At 66.4% G+C, this 18,657-nt stretch carries 17 protein-coding genes and 1 tRNA gene; 8 read left to right on the top strand and 10 right to left on the bottom strand.

What is annotated here, in order from left to right:
* Positions 1-80: 80 nt before the first annotated feature.
* The 3 genes from RUGAMON1_RS08580 (at position 81) to RUGAMON1_RS08570 (ending at position 4,038) form a co-directional block, all read left to right on the top strand.
* A complete protein-coding gene (locus RUGAMON1_RS08580; RefSeq protein ID WP_445230112.1) occupies positions 81-1,370 on the top strand; it encodes an MFS transporter in 1,290 nt (429 codons plus the stop codon).
* A gap of 202 nt (positions 1,371-1,572) precedes the next feature.
* Positions 1,573-2,961 carry an MFS transporter gene (locus RUGAMON1_RS08575; RefSeq protein ID WP_445230111.1) on the top strand — a complete coding sequence of 463 codons (1,389 nt, stop codon included), beginning with the start codon at positions 1,573-1,575 and terminating at the stop codon, positions 2,959-2,961.
* 87 nt (positions 2,962-3,048) lie between these two features.
* On the top strand, positions 3,049-4,038 hold the full coding sequence (locus tag RUGAMON1_RS08570; protein WP_445230110.1) for a LacI family DNA-binding transcriptional regulator: 990 nt from the start codon (positions 3,049-3,051) through the stop codon (positions 4,036-4,038).
* A gap of 98 nt (positions 4,039-4,136) precedes the next feature.
* Here RUGAMON1_RS08570 and RUGAMON1_RS08565 read toward each other — a convergent pair whose 3' ends face one another.
* The 5 genes from RUGAMON1_RS08565 to RUGAMON1_RS08545 are packed head-to-tail and all read right to left on the bottom strand — an operon-like array spanning position 4,137 to position 8,655.
* The gene (locus RUGAMON1_RS08565) at positions 4,137-5,048 is read right to left on the bottom strand and encodes a dihydrodipicolinate synthase family protein (RefSeq protein ID WP_445230109.1); all 912 of its coding nucleotides are present in this window, start codon (positions 5,046-5,048) and stop codon (positions 4,137-4,139) included.
* A 59-nt stretch (positions 5,049-5,107) separates the two neighbouring features.
* Positions 5,108-6,370: an FAD-dependent oxidoreductase gene (locus tag RUGAMON1_RS08560; protein ID WP_445230108.1), complete on the bottom strand. Its 1,263-nt coding sequence runs from the start codon at positions 6,368-6,370 to the stop codon at positions 5,108-5,110.
* On the bottom strand, positions 6,367-6,627 hold the full coding sequence (locus tag RUGAMON1_RS08555) for a 2Fe-2S iron-sulfur cluster-binding protein (RefSeq protein WP_445230107.1): 261 nt from the start codon (positions 6,625-6,627) through the stop codon (positions 6,367-6,369). Before RUGAMON1_RS08555 ends, RUGAMON1_RS08560 begins: the two co-directional genes overlap by 4 nt.
* On the bottom strand, positions 6,620-7,738 hold the full coding sequence (locus RUGAMON1_RS08550; RefSeq protein ID WP_445230106.1) for an NAD(P)/FAD-dependent oxidoreductase: 1,119 nt from the start codon (positions 7,736-7,738) through the stop codon (positions 6,620-6,622). Before RUGAMON1_RS08550 ends, RUGAMON1_RS08555 begins: the two co-directional genes overlap by 8 nt.
* Complete coding sequence (locus tag RUGAMON1_RS08545) at positions 7,723-8,655, bottom strand: 4-hydroxyproline epimerase (protein WP_445230105.1); 933 nt, start codon at positions 8,653-8,655, stop codon at positions 7,723-7,725. Before RUGAMON1_RS08545 ends, RUGAMON1_RS08550 begins: the two co-directional genes overlap by 16 nt.
* Positions 8,656-8,703: 48 nt before the next feature.
* Here RUGAMON1_RS08545 and RUGAMON1_RS08540 point away from each other — a divergent pair, with 48 nt between their 5' ends.
* Positions 8,704-9,543 carry a helix-turn-helix domain-containing protein gene (locus tag RUGAMON1_RS08540; RefSeq protein WP_445230104.1) on the top strand — a complete coding sequence of 280 codons (840 nt, stop codon included), beginning with the start codon at positions 8,704-8,706 and terminating at the stop codon, positions 9,541-9,543.
* Between the two features lie 14 nt (positions 9,544-9,557).
* On the opposite strand, the gene RUGAMON1_RS08535 is transcribed toward RUGAMON1_RS08540, so the two are convergent.
* Together RUGAMON1_RS08535 and RUGAMON1_RS08530 are read right to left on the bottom strand one after the other, a co-directional pair.
* On the bottom strand, positions 9,558-11,048 hold the full coding sequence (locus tag RUGAMON1_RS08535; RefSeq protein WP_445230103.1) for a GGDEF domain-containing protein: 1,491 nt from the start codon (positions 11,046-11,048) through the stop codon (positions 9,558-9,560).
* A 74-nt stretch (positions 11,049-11,122) separates the two neighbouring features.
* Positions 11,123-12,193: an alkane 1-monooxygenase gene (locus tag RUGAMON1_RS08530; protein WP_445230102.1), complete on the bottom strand. Its 1,071-nt coding sequence runs from the start codon at positions 12,191-12,193 to the stop codon at positions 11,123-11,125.
* A 139-nt stretch (positions 12,194-12,332) separates the two neighbouring features.
* Here RUGAMON1_RS08530 and RUGAMON1_RS08525 point away from each other — a divergent pair, with 139 nt between their 5' ends.
* Genes RUGAMON1_RS08525 through sorB form a run of 3 tightly spaced genes read left to right on the top strand, consistent with a single transcriptional unit; the run spans position 12,333 to position 14,987 of the window.
* Positions 12,333-13,331 (top strand): AraC family transcriptional regulator, encoded by a 999-nt coding sequence (locus RUGAMON1_RS08525; protein WP_445230101.1) that lies wholly within the window; start codon positions 12,333-12,335, stop codon positions 13,329-13,331.
* 53 nt (positions 13,332-13,384) lie between these two features.
* Positions 13,385-14,638 (top strand): SorA family sulfite dehydrogenase catalytic subunit, encoded by a 1,254-nt coding sequence (sorA, locus tag RUGAMON1_RS08520; RefSeq protein WP_445230100.1) that lies wholly within the window; start codon positions 13,385-13,387, stop codon positions 14,636-14,638.
* Between the two features lie 10 nt (positions 14,639-14,648).
* Positions 14,649-14,987, top strand: coding sequence for a SorB family sulfite dehydrogenase c-type cytochrome subunit (sorB, locus tag RUGAMON1_RS08515; protein WP_445230099.1), 339 nt, complete (start codon positions 14,649-14,651; stop codon positions 14,985-14,987).
* A gap of 57 nt (positions 14,988-15,044) precedes the next feature.
* On the opposite strand, the gene RUGAMON1_RS08510 is transcribed toward sorB, so the two are convergent.
* Positions 15,045-15,121 (bottom strand) — tRNA-Met (locus tag RUGAMON1_RS08510).
* Between the two features lie 146 nt (positions 15,122-15,267).
* On the opposite strand from RUGAMON1_RS08510, the gene RUGAMON1_RS08505 reads away from it, so the two are divergent.
* Entirely contained in the window at positions 15,268-15,675 is a 408-nt protein-coding gene (locus RUGAMON1_RS08505) for a VOC family protein (protein ID WP_445230098.1), read from the top strand.
* A gap of 6 nt (positions 15,676-15,681) precedes the next feature.
* Here the strand turns inward: RUGAMON1_RS08505 and miaA are convergent, their stop codons facing one another.
* A complete protein-coding gene (gene miaA, locus RUGAMON1_RS08500) occupies positions 15,682-16,638 on the bottom strand; it encodes a tRNA (adenosine(37)-N6)-dimethylallyltransferase MiaA (protein ID WP_445230097.1) in 957 nt (318 codons plus the stop codon).
* Between the two features lies 1 nt (position 16,639).
* A complete protein-coding gene (gene mutL, locus RUGAMON1_RS08495) occupies positions 16,640-18,601 on the bottom strand; it encodes a DNA mismatch repair endonuclease MutL (protein ID WP_445230096.1) in 1,962 nt (653 codons plus the stop codon).
* Positions 18,602-18,657 lie beyond the last annotated feature (56 nt).

Raw genomic sequence — 18,657 nt, 5'->3', positions numbered from 1 at the left:
GGAAAACTTATCTACTTGGCAGCAGGCGAGGGGGGTGTGTATGATGGGCCGCACCACACCCACCCGCAGGAGCGTCAAGCATGAGTCAGTCTCACCCCGGATCGTCCAAGGCCAATTCCCCGGCCACCGTGCTGTTTGCCAGCCTGATCGGCACCACGATTGAATTCTTCGATTTCTACATCTACGCCACTGCGGCCGTGCTGGTGTTCCCCAAACTGTTCTTCCCCGCCAGCGATCCGGCCGCCGCCACGCTGCAATCGCTGGCCACCTTCGCCATCGCCTTCTTCGCGCGCCCGGTCGGCTCGGCCGTGTTCGGCCACTTCGGCGACCGCATCGGCCGCAAGGCCACGCTGGTGGCGGCGCTGCTGACCATGGGTATTTCGACCGTGGTGATCGGCGCCTTGCCGACCTACGCCTCGATCGGCACCCTGGCGCCGGCTCTGCTGGCGCTGTGCCGCTTCGGCCAGGGCCTGGGCCTGGGCGGCGAGTGGGGCGGCGCGGTGCTGCTGGCCACCGAGAACGCGCCGCCGGGCAAACGCGCCTGGTACGGCATGTTCCCGCAGCTGGGCGCGCCGATCGGCTTCTTCCTGTCGGGCGGCATCTTCCTGCTGCTGAGCCAGACCCTGAGCGACGCCGAGTTCTTCAGCTACGGCTGGCGCATCCCCTTCCTGGCCAGCTCGCTGCTGGTGATCGTCGGCCTGTACATCCGCCTGAAGATCCATGAAACGCCGGACTTCCAGAAGGTGCTGGAGAAGAACGAACGCGTCAAGGTGCCGGTGGTGACCGTATGGCGCGACCATCGCCGCGTGCTGGTGCTGGGCACCCTGATCGCGCTGGCCACCTTCGTGCTGTTCTACCTGATGACGGTGTTCGCGCTGAGCTGGGGCACCAGCGCGCTCAAGTTCAGCCGCAAGGACTTCCTGATCCAGCAGCTGTTCGCCGTGATCTTCTTCGGCCTGACCATCCCGGTCGCCGCGCTGTGGGCCGACCGCTACGGCCGCCGCATCACGCTGGTCTGGGTCTCGGTCGCGATCGCTGTGTTCGGGCTGGCGATGGCGCCGATGTTCGGTTCCGGCAACAGCACGCTGGTGACCGTGTTCCTGTCGCTGGGGCTGGGCCTGATGGGCATGACCTACGGCCCGCTGGGCACCATGCTGTCCGAGCTGTTTCCGGCCGAGGTGCGCTACACCGGCGCCTCGCTGACGTTCAACCTGGCCGGCATCCTGGGCGCCTCGCTGGCGCCGTACGCGGCCACCTGGCTGGCCACCAACTACGGCCTGCAATACGTCGGCTACTACCTGTCGACGGCGGCGGTGATCAGCCTGGTGGCGCTGCTGCTGGCCAAGGGCGGCACCGCCAAGACGCCGTAATTGCTATAAATGTCATCATACAACGCCATCGCGACAGTCGCAGCGCCGGCCTGTCGCGATGGCGCGATCCTGTGCCAATCCCTTGTATATCCGCATCTTTCCGCTTGCCTATCGCGTTTTATAGTTGTACGATGACTTACGACTAGAGTGATCTCGTGGAGACCGAGAGATCATCACCAAAAACCAGAATAGAAGTGATGCCATGAACCTGAGCGAGCCTGTGAACGCGCAAGCGGTGGGAAAAACCGTCGGTAAATACCGCTGGACCATCTGTGCACTGTTGTTTTTTGCCACCACCGTCAACTACCTGGACCGCCAGGTATTGAGTTTGCTGGCGCCCGACCTGTCCAAGGAATTCGGCTGGAGCAATACCGACTACGCCAACATCGCCGCCGCCTTCCAGTTCGTGTATGCGATCTCGATGCTGTTCGCCGGCCGCGTGGTCGACAAGATCGGCACCAAGGCCGCCTACGTGCTGGCCATCACGATCTGGTCGCTGGGCGCGCTGCTGCACGCCTTCTCGGTGCCGATGGGCGAGGGCGTGGGCGTGCTGCTGGGCGCCTTCGGCATCGTCGCCGCGCCGTCCATCCTCGGCTTCATGATCTCGCGCGCGGTGCTGGCGATCGGCGAGGCCGGCAACTTCCCGGCCGCGATCAAGGCCACCGCCGAATACTTTCCGAAGAAGGAGCGCTCCTTCGCCACCGGCATCTTCAACTCCGGCGCCAACGTCGGCGCCATCCTGGCGCCGATCTGCGTGCCGCTGATCGCCGGCATCTGGGGCTGGCAGGCCGCCTTCATCATGATCGGCATGCTGGGCTTCGTCTGGATGAGCGTGTGGATCACGCTGTACGAAAAACCGGACCAGCAGCAGCGTCTGTCGGCGCAGGAGCTGGCCTACATCCGCAGCGACCAGCCGGCGGCGGTGCAAGCGCCGGCCGCCGGCAAGAAAGTCTCGTGGTTCCAGCTGTTGAAGTACCGCCAGACCTGGGCCTTCGCCTTCGGCAAATTCATGACCGACGGCGTGTGGTGGTTCTTCCTGTTCTGGCTGCCCACCTATCTGTCGGCGCAGTACGGCATGAAGGGCGACGCCATCGTCGTGCCGCTGGCGGTGCTGTACAGCATGACGATGATCGGTTCCATCGGCGGCGGCTGGTTCCCCAGCTACTTCATGGCGCGCGGCCACGCGCCGTACGACGGCCGCATGAAAGCCATGCTGGTGATCGCCTTCTTCCCGCTGGTGGTGCTGCTGGCGCAGCCGCTGGGGGCGATCAGCTTCTGGGTGCCGGTGCTGCTGATCGGCGTCGGCGCCTCGGCGCACCAGGCGTGGTCGGCGAATATCTTCACCACCGTGTCCGACATGTTCCCGCAAAAGTCGGTGGCCTCGGTGATCGGCATCGGCGGCATGGCCGGCGGCATCGGCGGCGTGCTGCTGACCAAATTGGGCGGCTGGGTGTTCGACTACTACAAATCGGTCAACGACATCCGCACCGGCTACATGATCATGTTCGGCATCTGTGCGCTGGCCTACCTGGTGGCGTGGTGCGTGATGAAGGCGTTGGTCCCGCGCCACAAGGAAATCACCGACCTGTGATCGGGCGGCCGATAGATGCCGACATGCTAAGATTGTCCTTTGGCGCCGCCGAAGCACCGGCGGCCACGCATCCCCGACAATCAGAACATGAAAAAAAATGTAGCAACCATCCGGGACGTCGCCGCAGCGGCCGGCGTCTCGACCGCCACCGTCTCGAAGTTCGTCAACGGCGCGCAGCGCTTCTCGCCGGCGGTGGAGGCGACCATCAAGGAAGTCATCGCCCGGCTGGGCTACCGCTCCAATCCGCTGGCGGCGTCGATGATCACCGGCCGCACCAAGAGCATCGGCCTGTCGGTGCTGGACGTGGCCAATCCGCACTTCACCAGCATCGTCAAGGGCGCCAACCGCGTCGCGCTGGCGCACGGCTACACGCTGCTGCTGGTCGACACCGAGGAAAACCCGGACCGCGAACGCCCTTTGCTGGAAGCGCTGAGCCGGCGGGTGGACGGCATCATCATGTTCTCGCGCATGCTGGAATCGGAGATGGACTGGGTGATGGAGCTGGGCAAGCCGCTGGTGTATTTCGGCCGCCTGTCGCGGCTGGAGATCCCGTGGGTGATCAGCGACGACCACCGCGGCGCCTACATGCTGGCGCGGCACCTGGTCTCGCTGGGGCACAAGCGCATCGGCTACCTGCGCTTTCCGCGCTCGCGGCGCGACGAAGAGCGCCTGGCCGGCATCCGCGCCTGCCTGGCCGCGCATGACCTGGAGTTGACCGTGTATGAAGGCGGCGCGCCGACGGCGGCCGAAGGCGAGCGCGTATGCTCGTCCATCATGCTGGGCGCCGAACACCCGGATGCGCTGATCTGCTACAACGACCTGATGGCGCTAGGCTTCATGAAGGCGGCGCAGACGCTGGGCTTCAAGCTGCCGGAGCAGATATCGGTGGCGGCCTTCGACAACATCGAATACGGACTATACACCTCACCGGCGCTGACCACGGTGGACTTGCAGAGCGAGCGCATGGGCGTGGCCGCGATGGAAAAACTGATCGCCGCCATCGACGGCAAACAGGCCCCCGCCACCACGATGATCGAACCGCAGCTGATCCTGCGCGGCTCGACCATCAAACGCTAAAACCCGGGGTCAGGTCTGACATTCGGACACGAGCTCTGCTGTAACCATGGTTACAGCAGAGCTCGTGTCCGAATGTCAGACCTGACCCCGGGGTGATTTTAGAACAGCGAGCTGACGTCCGGACGGGTGGCCAGCGCCTGCTGGACCACGGCGGTGACGCGGGCGCGGTCGGCGCCTTGCAGCGGCTGGCGCGGACGGCGTACGAACTCGTTGCCGACGCCGGCCAGCGTTTCCACCAGCTTCAGGTTCTGTACCAGCTTGGTCGACACGTCCAGGTGCATCAGCGGCATGAACCACTGGTACAGCTTGAGCGCTTCATCCCAACGCTTGGCCTTCATCAGCTTGTACAGCGCCACGGTCTCTTTCGGGAACGCCACCACCAGGCCGGCCAGCAGGCCGTCCGCGCCTACCGCCAGGCCTTCGAACGACAGATCGTCCACGCCCATGAACAGCTGGTAGCGGTGGCCGACGGCGTTGCGCAGATCGGTGATGCGGCGCACGTTGTCGGTTGATTCCTTGATCGCGACGATCCATTCGCAATCGGCCAGTTCCTTGAAGTCTTCCGGCGTCAGGTCGACCTTGTAGGAGACCGGATTGTTGTAGACCATGATCGGCAGCTGCGCCGCCTTGGCGATCACGCGCAGGTTGTCCATCGCCTCGCGCGAATCGGCCGCGTACAGCACCGACGGCATCACCATCAGGCCCTGCACGCCCATCTCATGCGCCTTCTCGACGAAGCGGCAGGCGGTGGCGGTGCGCGTTTCGCTGACGTTGACCAGCACCGGCACGCGGCCGGCGGCGACGTTCAGCGCGGTCTTGGTGACGGCCAGCTTCTCGTCGAACGACAGCGTGCTGGCTTCACCCAGCGAGCCGCAGGTCAGCAGCGCGTGCACGCCGCTGTCGATCTGGAAGTTGAAGTGCTTTTCCATCTCTGCGTGGTCGAGATCCTCGTTCTCTTTGAACTTGGTCGTTACTGCGGGGAAGACCCCTTCCCATTTTGCTGCTGCCATGCTGTTCTCCTTGTGATGAATCGGTGGTTGTTATGACGATGATGCTTAGTCGATGATGATCAATCGATGATGCTGGCGATGCGGGCCGGCGATATCGGCATCCGCACCGCATCCGGCCGCCAGCCGTACAGCAGTTCGGTGGCGCCGCCGCAGATGCGTCCCTGGCACGGCCCCATGCCGCAGCGCGTTTGCAACTTGGCGCTGCGCCAGCTGGTGTGCGTGCGCAGCTCGCTGTGGCAGACGTCTTCGCAACGGCAGACGATGGTGTCGTCGCCGGCCAGTTTCAGTAGTTCCGGCCGCAGCGCAAAGGCACGCTCCAGCCTTGCCGCGAATTTCTTCCAGCGCGCGCGTTCGGCGTACAGCTGCCGTGCGGCGGTGAGCTGGCGGGTGGCCGCCAGGCCGGCGATGCAGCCCTCCGCCAGCGCCAGGTCCACGCCGCCGACGCCCGTGCCTTCGCCGGCGCAGTACACGCCGAACACGGAAGTCAGCTGGTCGTCGTCCACCAGCACCGCCGTTTGCCGGTGGTTCGATGCGGTGACGCAGCCCAGCGCCTGCGCCAGTTCGACGTTGGGTAGCAGGCCGTAGCCGCAGGCCAGGTAATCGCATTGCAGCGCTTCCAGCTCGCGCGCGCCGCCGCGCTGGATCAGGACCGATTGCAGCGTGCCGTCGCCCAGCGCCGAGTGCACATGGCTGCCGCGCAGGTAGGGGATGCCGCGCAGCTGCGCCGCCAGTTGCAGCGCTTGCGTTATCTTGGACGGCGTCGCCAACAGGCCGAAGCCGAAGCGCGCCAACGCCGGCAAGGGCGCCTGCTCGATGATGGCGGCGATCTCGGCGCCCTTGGCGCGCAGCGTCGCGGCCACCGCCAGCAGCAGCGGGCCGCTGCCCGCCACCACCACGCGCTTGCCCTGCACCGGATAGCCGCCCTTGGCCAGCGCCTGCAAGCCGCCGGCGCCGGTCACTCCGGGCAGTGTCCAGCCGGGGAAGGGCAGCAGCCGCTCGCGCGCGCCGGTGGCCAGTATCAGTTTTTCGTAGTGCAGCGTGGCCGACGACGACGGCGTCTGCACTTGCAGCTGCTGCGGCGCCGGTGCGTACAGCACGCGCGTCTGCGGCAGGTAGGTCAGGTTGGGCGCGGCGCGCAGGTCGCTCCACATTCTTTGCGCGCGCTGGTCCTGCTGCCGCTCCGGACCGCCGCGCCAGATCTGGCCGCCGGCCAGCGGGTTGTCGTCGACCAGGCCGACCTGCGCGCCGTGCGCCACGGCGGCATGCGCCGCCGCCAGTCCGGCCGGTCCGGCGCCGATCACCAGTACGTCGTAGCGGCTCATGGGCGGGCCTCGCCGGTGGTCACGCGCATGCCGTCGGCGCACATCGTCTGGCAGGACAATTGGTGCATGCGGCCGTCGATGGTGACGCGGCATTCCTGGCACACGCCCATGCCGCACAAGGGCGCGCGCCCGGCGCCGCGCACCGAGCGCCGGGTGACGGCGCTGCCGGCCATGGCGATCGCCGCAGCCACGCTGACGCCTTGCGTCACCTGAACGTGGTGGCCGTTGATGTTGATGTTGAGGACGACGTCAGTCATTGAAGCGTCCCGGTAAATATGGGGCGGCGGGGATGCGCGTGCTGTCGCCGGTCATCTGGCCGGCCAGCAGCTGCGCCGTCGCCAGCGAGGTGGTGATGCCAAGTCCTTCGTGTCCGGTCGCCAGCCACAGTCCGCGCCGCGCGGCGTGGGGGCCGATCAGCGGCAGGCCGTCCGGGGTGGCGGCACGCAAGCCGGTCCAGCAGCGCAGCACGTTCAGTTGCGCCAGGGCTGGCGTGAACGCGGCGGCATGGCGCAGCATGCGTTGCAGCATGGCCGGCTCCACCGCCAGATCGATTGTGTCGAACTGGCGGGAGGAGCCGATCAGTACTTGTCCGGTAGGACGGGGCTGCAAATTGAACGCGACCGAGTCGCCGCTGGCGGCGTGGGCGCTTTTGATGTATCCCAGTTCCACCAGCTGGTGGTGGACAAAGCCGGGATAGCGGTCGGTGATGGCGATATGTCCCTTCTTGGGCTGCACCGGCAGTTCCGGCAGCAGCGCGGCCGAACGCGAACCGGCGGCCAGCACCACGTGCTGCGCCTGGTGGCGCGCGCCGTCGGCCAGCAGCACGCCGTTGTCTTCGATGGCGGCGACGCTGCCGCGCAGCGTGGTGGCGCCGCGCCGGATCGCCCGGTCCAGCAGGATGCGCGCGCTCTTGGGCGGGTAGACCAGGCCGTCGCCGGAGACCAGCAGGCCGCCGGCCAGGCCGGTGCGCAATTGCGGCTCGCGTGCATACAGCGCGGCAGGCCCCAGCAGTTCGCAGGAGATGCCGTAGGCGGACAGCGTGTCGGCCTTGGCGCGCGCCGCATCCATTTCTTCTTCGTCGGCGGCGACCCAGATGGTGCCGCAGCGGCTGTACTCGTGGCGCTGCGGCAGGTCGCCCACCAGCGAATTCCACAAGGAGACCGAATACGCCGACAACGCCAGCTCCTCCGGGGTGTCGTCCATGACCACCAGGTGTCCCATGCCGGCCGCGGTGGCGCCGCTGCCGGGCATGTCCTGTTCGATCACCATCACCCGCAGGCCGCGCTGGCTGAGCGCATCCGCACAGGCGGCACCGACGATGCCGGCGCCGATGACGATCACGTCGTTCGTGTTCACCGGATGCCCCATACGAAAGGATCGGTCGGATCGAGGATCAGCTGCGCCTGCGAATTCACCCATGCGCGGCCGCGGATGCTGGGGATCAGCTGTTCGCCGCGATGGCGGTACGAGGCTTCGAACACGCTGCCGATCACGCTCTCCTGCTTCCACAGCGCGCCCTCGGCCAGCTTGCCGTCGGCCGCCAGGCAGGCCAGCTTGGCGCTGGTGCCGGTGCCGCAAGGCGAGCGGTCGTAGGCCTTGCCGGGGCAGAGCACGAAGCTCTGGCTGTCGGCGCCGGTGCGCGATGGCGCGAACAGTTCGATATGATCGATCAGCGCGCCGCCGTCGCCGGTGATGCCGGCCTTTTCCAGCGCCGCGCCGACGGCCACGGTGTAGGCGGTCAGCGCCTCGACGTTACCAACTCCCAGTTCCAATCCATGACCGGAAACCAGGAAGAACCAGTTGCCGCCCCACGCCACGTCGCCGGTGACCGGGCCGTGGCCCGGCACGTCGACCGTGACCTGGGCCTGGCTGCGATACGAGGCCACGTTGTCCACCGTGACGCTGCCGTCGGCGTGCAGCTCCGCCTCCACCACGCCGACCGGCGTATCGATGCGATGGCGGCCGGCGCCGATGCGGCCCATGAAGGCCAGCGAGGCGACCAGGCCGATGGTGCCGTGGCCGCACATGCCGAGGTAGCCGACATTGTTGAAGAAGATGACGCCTGCGGCACAATCGGGCTCGTAGGGCTGGCACAGCAGCGCGCCGACCAGCACGTCCGAGCCGCGTGGCTCGCACACCACGGCGGAGCGGAAGCGGTCGTGCTGGTGTTTCAGCAGGGCGAGCCGCTCGCTGAGCGGTCCTTGGCCCAGTTCCGGGCCGCCGTCGGTCACCAGGCGGGTCGGTTCGCCGCCGGTGTGGGAGTCGATGATGGAGATGGTTTTCATGCTCAAATCTTAGGCCTCCTGCGGCTCGCTGTCTTGCACGTCCTGCGCATGATCGATGACGAAATCTGCACAACGGCGATAAAACAGGAGACGCCGCCCGGCGCCGCTGGCACAATCGCCTTCATGCATAAAGAAACCCCTCACGACGACGCCCGCCGCGCCCTGGGCACGGGCATCGCCGATCCCTTCTTCGCCGAAGCGCTGTTCGACGCGCTGCCGGACGTGGTTTTCTTCGTCAAGGACGTCGAATGCCGTTATGTGGTGGTCAATCAGACGCTGGTGCAGCGTTGCGGCCAGCGGCACAAGGCGGCGCTGATCGGCCGCACCCCGGCCGAGGTGTTCGCGCGGCCGTTCGGCCAGACCTACCTGGCGCAGGACATGGCGGTGCTGGCCGGCGGCAGCGATATCGAAGACCAGCTGGAACTGCATCTGTATCCCAACCGCGATCCCGGCTGGTGCCTGACGCGCAAGACCGCGCTGCGCGACGCCGACGGCCGCATCGTCGGCCTGACCGGCGTGTCGCGCGACCTGGCGATGGCGGACAAGAAGAACCCCGCCTACCGCAAGGTGGCGGCGGCGGTGAACCTGATCCACCAGGAATACGGCCAGGCCTTGCCGCTGGCCGAGCTGGCCCGCACGGCCAATATGTCGGTGGCGCAGATCGAGCGCTACTTCCTGCGCATCTTCCACCTGACGCCGCGCCAGATGATCATCCAGACTCGCGTCGACGCCGCGTCGCGCTTGCTGAAGGGGAGCGCCAGCGTGGCGGAAATCGCCCAGGCCTGCGGCTACGGCGACCATTCCGCCTTCACCCGCCAGTTCAAGGCCACCACCGGCATCACGCCGACCCAGTACCGCCAGCTGGCGGTGGCCGGCAAGAGCGGCTAGAACGGTGAGTGCGCTCATACCGGCAGGCGGATGTCGCGGATGTCGGCCATCTCGGCGCGGTTGCGGCCCATCTGCTTGGCGCGGTAGAGCGAGGCGTCGGCCTGCTTGAGCAGGTCGGCGGCGGTGCTGTCCGCATCGGGCACCGTCACGGCGACACCGGCGCTGACCGTGACCACGCCGTAGGGCGACAAGGCATGGGGCATGCGCAGCGCCTCGACCACTTCGCACACCATATCCGCCATCTTTTGCGTGTGTTCGGCATCGGTCGACTGCGAGATCACCGCGAACTCCTCGCCGCCATAGCGCGCGACGAAATCGCCGCTGCGCCGCACCTGGGCGGCCAGCGCCTGGGCCACCATGCGCAGCACCTCGTCGCCGGCCTGGTGGCCGTAGTGGTCGTTGTATTGCTTGAACAGGTCCACGTCCAGCATCGCCACCGCCAGCGGCTGGCGGCCGCGCCATGCGCGGCTCCACTCGGCGTTCAGCATCTCGTCGAAGCGGCGGCGGTTGGCGATGCCGGTCAGGCCGTCGGTGGCGCTCATCGCGGCCAGCAGCTGGTTCGATTGTTCCAGTTCGCGCGTGCGTTCCTGCACCCGGCTTTCCAGTTCGCGCTCGCGCATGCGCAGTTCGTTGAGCATCACGGCGAAGCCGATGCCGACGATGGACAGCGTCAGGATGAACTCCTGGGCGTGCAGCGTCTCCAGGTACACCGGCACGTCGCCGAAGGGTTTGAAATGTGCCGTCATCGTCATCGTCATGCCGAGCGAAATCAGGGCCACGAACAATGTCGTCATGCGGATGCCGAAGCGGAAGGCGATGACCGCCACCGCCGGCAGCAGCAGGGTGGGCGTGACGGGGAAGCCGTCGATGGCGCCGCCCTGCGCGAACAGCACGGCCGTCGCCAGTACGAGCGTCAGCGCCAGGCTGGCGTCGTCGAGCCATGTGCGCTGCCGTTTCTGGCGGGGCGGGTAGGTGAAGGCTAGCAGCATCGGCGTGTAGATCAGCAGCCCGAGGGCGTCGCCGAACCACCACAGGCGGACCAGTGTCGGGTAGGGCGTGGTGTCGCCGCCGACCTGCTGCATCACCACCGCCGCCATCAGCGCGGCCGCCAGCGTGCCGGCGATCGGCCCGGCCACCACGAAGCGCAGCAGGTCCTGCGTTCGTTGCAGGCGGAAGGTGGCGCCGCTGCGGCGCATCAGCAGGAAGGACAGCATCACCTCGAACAGGTTGATGACGCTGAGCAGAACCGCTTCATGCAAGGGGAAGGTGCCGAGATTGCCGAAGATGTCGGAGCTGAAGGTCAGCGCCGCCATCAACGGCGCGCGCTGGCCGTTGAAGCGTACCAGCGCGGCCAGCAGCACCGCGTTCGGCAGCCAGACCACCACCACTTTTTCCGGCGTGACGGCGCAGAACAGCGTCAGTTTGACGCTGGCGAAATGGAGCAGGAACAGTAGTACGCAGAACAGCCAGCCAGGCCGTTCCCAGAAGGTGGCACGTTTGATCATCAGCTGCCTTTGCGGAGGGAGGCAACCGGCGCGGCGGTCGGTTCACGCTAGATTGCCCCGCAACGGCAGCGCTGTCAATCCCTGCCGGATTGGGCGGCCAGTGCGCGTTCTTCGTCGTTGGCCTGGTGCCGGTCCCAGGCCTGCAGGCGTGGCGCCATCAGGTGGTGCCACAGCGGCGGCACCAGCGCCACCAGGATGGTCGACAGATAGCCGCCTATCATCATCGGCGCATCCGGATAAGGATGCAGCTCCTCGTACGGCAGGCCGGCGCGCGCGTGGTGGTGCGAGTGGCGCGTCAGGTTGAACATGGTCCAGGAGCTCAGGCGCTTGTTGGTGTTCCACGAATGGCGCGGTTGCACCGGCCTGGCCGGATTGCGCACCAGCCCATAGTGCTCCATGTAGTTGACCACTTCCAGCAGCGCCTTGCCCCACAGCGCGCAGGCGGCGAAGAACAGTGTCGCCGCAGCGCCGCCCCAGTACCAGGCGGCGGCCAGCAGCAGTACGCTCATCAGGTGGCCGCGTATCACCATATTGTGCCAGCTGTACTGTCGATGGCCGCGTCGTTCCAGCCGCTTGCGCTCCAGCTTCCAGGCGCTGATGTTGCCCTTGATGGTGGAGCAGACGATGTGCCAGTAGACGTTGCGTCCCCTTGGCGCGGTGGCCGGGTCCTCGCGGGTGGAGACGTAGCGGTGGTGGCCGTACACATGCTCGATGGCGAAGCCGGTGTCGAAGCTGAAGGCCAGCAGCCAGCGGCCGATCAGCAGCGATACCGGTTCCTTGGTGCGGTGGACCAGCTCATGCGCGGTGATGGTGCCTATCATGCCTATCATTAGCCCGGTCAGCAGCACGGCGGCCGCCAGCTGGACCGGCGTAGCGTAGCGGCCGGCGATGAAGCTGTCCAGCGCCGCGCCGACGATCAGCAACAGCAGCGGCAACGCCAGCCACAGTTGCCCGGTCAGGATGGCGTGGTGGCGCAGCGACGGCGTGCTCAGATCGTCGCCGCCCAGCAGGTCGCCCAGCACGTAGAACAGCACCACGCCAAGCAGCGACGCCGCGACCGTGTCGCCGCCCGCATGCAGCGCGGCGGCGGCCAGCAGGCCGACCACATGGAACAGGCAAAACTTCAGGTAGTGCAGGACGTTCATCGACGCGGTCTCCTTGTTGTTATTACGTCCATTGTAGGCAGCGCAGGCGCCTCCAGGGGAGGTGCCGAATTGACATGCAGGGGTTATTTATTGACAATCGATTCATCTCAATTGATAGCTCTCCATTCAGGCGCTCCCCATGCAGGCAAACGACCACACGCTGGCAAGCAGCTACCTGCGCCAGATCGCCGAGCAAATCGGCAGCATGGGCGGCGACGTCGGCGACTGGCTGGCGCGCAGCGGCCTGCGTGCGGACCAGCTGGACGACGGCGAGCTGGCCGTGTCGTTCCCGGTGTTCCGCCAGTTGGTGCTCGATTCGGTGGCGCTCACCGGGGAGCCGGCCATGGGCCTGCTGGTGGGCGACCGCATGCGCGAGCACACGCACGGCATCCTCGGCTACGCCGCCATGAACTGCGGCACGCTGCGTCAGGCGCTGGAGCTGCTGCAGCGCTTCTTCATGCTGCGCACGACGATGCTCGCGATCGATTTCGAACAGCAGGGCGATGAGTTCCGCGTGCGCCTGCACGAACGCATGCCGCTGGGCGACATCGCGCGGCCGGTGCTGGAGGCGGCGCTGCTGGCGTTTAAAAATGTGCTGGACTGTATTCCGCGCGGACCGTCACAGTGCCGCAGCGTCGCCTTCCGGTTTGCAGCGTCGTCTGACGCGGCGCTGGCGCGCGAGCTGTTTCGTTGCGAGGTGCGCGCCGGCCAGGACTGGACCGGCATGGTGCTGCCGCTGGCGGCCATCGACGTGCCGTTGCGGATGGGGGATCCGGCGACGCTGGCGCACGCGGTGCAGATCTGCCAGCGGGAGCTGGACAAGCTGGCGGCGCAAGTGTCGCTGAGCGCGCGCGTGCAGCGGCTGATGCTGGAGCAGCGCAGCAGCTTCCCGTCGCTGCAACTGACTGCGCGGCTGCTGTGCATGACGCCGCGCACCCTGCACCGGCGCCTGCTGGAGGAGGGCAGTTCATACAAGCAGATACTGGAACAGGTGCGCCGCATGCTGGCGCTGGAATACCTGCGCGCCGGGAAGTTGAGCGTGCAGGAGATCAGCTACGCGCTGGGCTACACCGACGTCGCCAATTTCCGCCGTGCGTTCAAGCGCTGGGAATCGGTGCCGCCGTCTGCGTGCCGTTGACGATTTATGGCATTATTGTCATCACTGACTTCACCACATGAACGGAGACGAGCATGGCGACTAAAGCGTTGGTATTGACGGCGGAGGCGCTGCGGCGCCGTTCCTTTCTACGGCAGGCCGGCACGATAGGCGCCGCGGCCGCATTCGGCAACCCGGTGCTGGAGGCGCTGGCGGCGCAGCCGGGGCGCGTCACGCTGCCGTTCGAGAACGGTGAGCGCGAACTGGTCGCCTATCCGCAGAAGCGGCCGCTGATCCTGCTCACCGCCCGTCCGCCGCAACTGGAAACGCCGTTCAGCGTATTCAACGAATCGGTGATCACGCCCAACGACGCCTTCTTCGTACGCTATCACTGGAGCGGCATTCCGACTTCCATCGATCCCCAGGCCTATCGCTTGCGCGTCGGCGGCAACGTCAATACGCCGCTGGAGCTGTCGCTGGCCGACCTGCGCCAGATGGCCGATGCGACCGAGGTGGTCGCCGTGGTCCAGTGCTCCGGCAACAGCCGTGGCCATTTCGAGCCGCGCGCCAATGGCGGCCAATTGTCGAACGGCGCCATGGGCAACGCACGCTGGACCGGCGTCCCGCTGCGCAAGGTGCTGGAGAAGGCCGGCGTGAAGGCCGGCTCGGTGCAGGTGGCGTTCAATGGCCTCGATACGCCGCCGCTCGGCGACGGCCCCGATTTCGTCAAGGCGCTCAATCTCGATCACGCGCTCGATGGTGAAGTCATGCTGGCCTGGCAGATGAACGGCGCCGACCTGCCGATGTTGAACGGCTATCCGCTGCGCCTGATCGTGCCGGGCTACTACGGCACGTACTGGGTCAAGCACCTGTCCGACATCACCGTGACCGACAAGGTATTCGATGGCTTCTGGATGAGCACCGCCTATCGCATCCCGGACAACCAGTGCGCCTGCACCGAACCGGGTAAAGGGCCGGCCAAGACCGTCCCGATCAACCGCATGAACGTGCGCTCCTTCGTGACCAGCCTGACCGAAGGCATGCACGTCAAGACCGGGCAGCAGACGGTGGTGCGCGGCATCGCCTTCGACGGCGGCTATGGCGTGAACGAAGTGGCCTTCTCGTCGGACGGCGGCAAGAACTGGCAGGCCGCGCAACTGGGCAAGGACCTGGGCAAATACTCGTTCCGCGAATGGAGCGCGGTGTTCACACCCAGGCAGAAAGGCAGCCACGAATTGTTGGTGCGCGCGGTCAACCGCATCGGCCAGGGTCAGCCTGCCAGCGCCTTGTGGAACCCGCCCGGCTACATGCGCAATGTGGTCGAATCGACGCGCATCGTCGCGGTTTAAGGAGAGCCTCATGATGATCCGTTCCCTGCTTGCCGCCGGCCTGATGATGGCGGCCCCCGCGTTCGCGCTTGACATCGACCTGCCGTCCGAGACCGCGCTGTTCAAACCCAGCACACTGCCGGGTTATGCGCTGGTCCAGAGCAATTGCATGCTCTGCCACTCGGTGCACTACATCCAGTCGCAACCGCCGGCATCGCCGCGCGCCTACTGGGAGGCCACGGTGAAGAAGATGAAGAAACCGTTCGGCGCCCAGTTTTCGGACGCCGACATTCCCGACATGGTGGACTACCTGGTCAAGACCTACGGCGCCGAACGCGCCGCCGCCCGTCCCGCCGCGACAAGCAAATAAGGCCGCGCACAAGCAAAAAGGGCGATAACCCATCGAGTTATCGCCCTTCGAAATTCTTGGTGGTGATAGGTGGACTTGAACCACCGACCCCAGCATTATGAATGCTGTGCTCTAACCAACTGAGCTATATCACCTGCAACGCCCAGCATTATGGGGGTTGGAGCCTTCGCTGTCAACGACCGTTCCGAAAATTTTTTAAAATTTTGAATCGCGTCGCCAAAAGATAGTCAAATTGGTATGCTGTTTCGCTGGGTGTGAACATTTTTTTAACGGAGACGATATGGCGACCAATATCTTTGTGAACCTCCCCGTGCGCGACCTGGCCGCCTCGGTCAAGTTCTTTAGCCACCTGGGCTACTCCTTCAACCAACAATACACCGACGACAGCGCCACCTGCATGATCGTGGCGGAAAATATCTTCGTCATGCTGCTGGTCGAGGAGCGCTTCAAGGGTTTCACGCCCAAGCCCATCTGCGACGCCCGCACCTCGACCGAGGTGCTGCTCTGCCTGCAAGTGGAGTCGCGCGAGCAGGTCACGTCGATGGTCAACAAGGCCATCGAAGCCGGCGGCAGCGCCTACAAGGAGCCGCAGGACCACGGCTTCATGTACGGCCACGGCTACCAAGACCTCGACGGCCATTTGTGGGAAATCATTTATATGGATACCGCGCCGCCGGCGAAATCCTGAAACCGTCTAGCCCAGCCTCTCGGCGATCTGCGCCAGCATCGCGCTGGCCGGGTCGGCGCCCAGGCAGTCGAGCACCACGCGCTCCGGCATGGAGCGCAGCCACGTCAGCTGGCGCTTGGCCAACTGGCGCGTGGCGATGATGCCGGTCTCGCGCATCGTCTTGTAGTCGATGGTGCCGTCCAGGTACTCCCACGCCTGCCGATAACCCACGCAGCGCATCGACGGCAGGCCGGGATGCAGGTCACCGCGGCGGCGCAGCACTTCCACTTCGGTGATCAGGTTACCGTCCGGGCCTTCTTCCAGCATGATGTCGAAGCGGCGCGCGATGCGCTGGTGCAGCACGGCGCGGTCCGACGGCTCCAGCGCGAACGACAGCAGGTCGAACGGCAGCTCGGTCTTTTCCTTCAACGCCAGCAGCTCCGACATCGGCTTGCCGCTCAAGGCGCAGATCTCCAGCGCGCGCTGGATGCGTTGCGCGTCCGCCGGCGCCAGGCGGGCGGCGGTTTCGGGATCGAGCAATGCCAGCTTGGCGTGCATGGCCGGCCAGCCGACGCGGGCCGCTTCCTCTTCCAGCTCGGCGCGCAATGCGGGATCGGCGCCGGGCAGGTCATCGAGGCCGTCGGCCAGTCCTTTGAAGTACAGCATGGTGCCGCCCACCAGCAAGGGCAGCTTGCCGCGCGCGACGATCTCGTCGACCAGCCGCAGCGTATCGTTGCGGAACTGCGCCACCGAATACGAATCGAGCGGATCGATGATGTCGATCAGGTGATGCGGCGCGGCGGCGCGCTCTTCGCGCGTGGGCTTGGCGGTGCCGATGTCCATGCCGCGATACACCAGCGCGGAATCGACCGAGATGATCTCCGACGGAATGCGCTGCGCGATCGCCAGCGCGGACGCCGTCTTGCCCGACGCCGTAGGCCCCATGATGGTGACCGCCAGCGGTTTTGAAACGTGAGTGTTCATCTTATTGACCGCGCAGGAACAGCTTGTCGAGCGCGCCGATCTCCACCTGCACCCAGGTCGGGCGGCCGTGGTTGCACTGGTCGGCGCGTTCGGTGATTTCCATCTGGCGCAGCAGGGCGTTCATTTCCTGCGTCGACAGGATGCGGTTGGCGCGCACCGCCGTGTGGCAGGCCAGTGTGCCCAGCAACTCGTTCTGGCGCTCGATCAGCACCCGCGAGCCGCCGAATTCGCGCACGTCGCGCAGCACGTCGCGCGCCAGCGTCTGGGCGTCGGCGTTTTTCAGCAGCACCGGCACCGAGCGCACCGCCAGCGTGGTCGGCGACAGCGTGGCGATGTCGAAGCCCAATGCTTGCAAGGTCTCCTGGTGTTCGGAGGCTGTCGCCACTTCCACCGTGTCGGCGTAGAAGGTGACGGGGATCAGCAGCGGCTGCACCTGCATCTCTTCGCCGGCGACGCGGCTGTCCAGGGCGGTTTTCAGTTGTTCGTACAGGATGCGCTCGTGCGCGGCGTGCATGTCGACCAGCACCATGCCCTTGTTGTTCTGCGCCAGGATGTAGATGCCGTGCAGCTGCGCCAGCGCGAAGCCGAGCGGGAACTCTTCCTGCGCCATCGCGGCCGAGGAGACCGTGAACGGGCTGGCCTGCGGCAGCGCCATGTCCGATTCGGCGCGGTAGCCGGTGACGGGGCCGGAGCCGCCGAACAGGGCGCCGTATTTTTCCGTGCTCTGGGCCACGCCGCCTTCGCTGCCGCCGAAGCGGGGCGCGCCGAAGCCTGCGCCTGCACCAGCACCGCTTGCGCCGCCGTCACGCGAGCCGAATGGCGACGGCGAGAACGTCGGTGAATAGTCCGGCGCCAGCAACGGCCCGAACGAAGTCTGCTCGCCGCGCCAGGTCGAGCTGCCCAGGCTTTCGGCCGCCGGCAGCGGCGACGGCACGCTGCCGTGCGAAGTGGCCGAGGTCTGCGCCAGCGCGCGCTGCACCGCGTGGAACACAAACTGGTGCACCGCGCGGCTGTCGCGGAAGCGCACTTCGATCTTCGACGGGTGGACGTTGACGTCCACCAGCGCAGGATCGAGGTCGAGCGCCAGCACGTAGGACGGGAAGCGGTCGCCGTGCAGCACGTCCTGGTAGGCCGCCTTGACGGCGTGCACCAGCACCTTGTCGCGCACGAAGCGGCCGTTCACGTAGAAGAACTGGCCGTCGGCGCGCGCCTTGGAGGCGGTCGGCAGGCCGGCGTAGCCGTGCAGGCGCAGCGGGCCGGCGCTTTCGTCGATCGGCAGGCGCGCCTCGGCGAAGCCGTCGCCGAGGATGTGGGCACTGCGCTTGGCCATCTCGCTGACGTTCCAGTGATCGATGGTGCGGCCGTTGTGGCTGAGCGAGAACGACACGTCCGGCCGCGCCAGCGCGATGCGGCGCACGACTTCGGCGCAGTGGCCGAATTCGGTCTGCTCGGACTTGAGGAATTTGCGGCGCGCCGGCGTGTTGAAGTACAGGTCCTGCACGTCGACCGTGGTGCCCTGGGCGCCGGACGACGGCGCCACCGCGCCGTTGTGCGAGCCGACGATTTCCCATGCATGGGCGGCGTCGGCGGTGCGCGAGGTCAGCGTGACGGCGGCCACCGAGGCGATCGAGGCCAGCGCCTCGCCGCGGAAGCCCAGCGTGCCGACGTTTTCCAGGTCGTCCAGCGAGGCGATCTTGGAGGTGGCGTGGCGCGCCAGCGCGAGCGGCATCTGCTCGGGCGGGATGCCGCGGCCGTTGTCGGTGATGGCGATGCGTTTGACGCCGCCTTCCTCCAGCCGCACGGTGATCTGGGTGGAACCGGCGTCGAGGGCGTTCTCCAGCAGCTCCTTGACCACGGCGGACGGCCGTTCGACCACCTCGCCGGCGGCGATCTGCGAAATCAGCTGGTCAGGCAGGGCCTGGATGGGGCGGGGAGTACGGGGGGAAGTGTCGGGCGCGTTCATCACGAGATTATAACTGCTCGCCGCGCCCGATTACCCCGCACGGCGGAGACAGGGGT

The sequence above is a fragment of the Duganella rhizosphaerae genome (genome assembly GCF_040364205.1).
Lineage (GTDB): Bacteria > Pseudomonadota > Gammaproteobacteria > Burkholderiales > Burkholderiaceae_D > Rugamonas > Rugamonas rhizosphaerae.
The sequence above is the reverse complement of the archived record's forward strand: the minus strand, read 5'-3'. Positions and strand labels throughout refer to the sequence as shown.